The organism is Bacillus sp. SIMBA_074 (assembly GCF_046534555.1).
Classification (GTDB): domain Bacteria; phylum Bacillota; class Bacilli; order Bacillales; family Bacillaceae_G; genus Bacillus_A; species Bacillus_A mycoides.
The window spans coordinates 1-270 of the sequence record NZ_JAWRYM010000553.1 but is presented as its reverse complement, the minus strand read 5'-3'; the positions used below and the strand labels follow the sequence as shown (position 1 = coordinate 270).

At 44.4% G+C, this 270-nt stretch carries 1 pseudogene; it reads left to right on the top strand.

The annotated features are described in order from the left end of the window. Window positions 1-50: 50 nt before the first annotated feature. Window positions 51-270: pseudogene (locus SB773_RS31945) on the top strand (serine hydrolase domain-containing protein); the annotation flags it as partial.

Genomic DNA, 270 nt, shown 5'->3' with positions numbered 1-270 from the left:
AACTAGATTGAATCAGCATCCTTACCAAATCCTTCAAGGGAAGTGAATTTGTGAAAATCACACTTATGGATGTGATGACAGAAGATCATATTCATCGCTGGGTTAGTCCCCCTACTCACCAGCTGACAGTTGGTCTGGTCACGAAATCAGAAAAATTGATTTGGACGCGGGATCAGATGACAGAAGAGGTTCACTCCCATTCTCTCTATGAGATCGGTTCTATTACTAAAACGATGACAGGTCTTTTGCTGGCGCTCGGGGAGGAGAAGG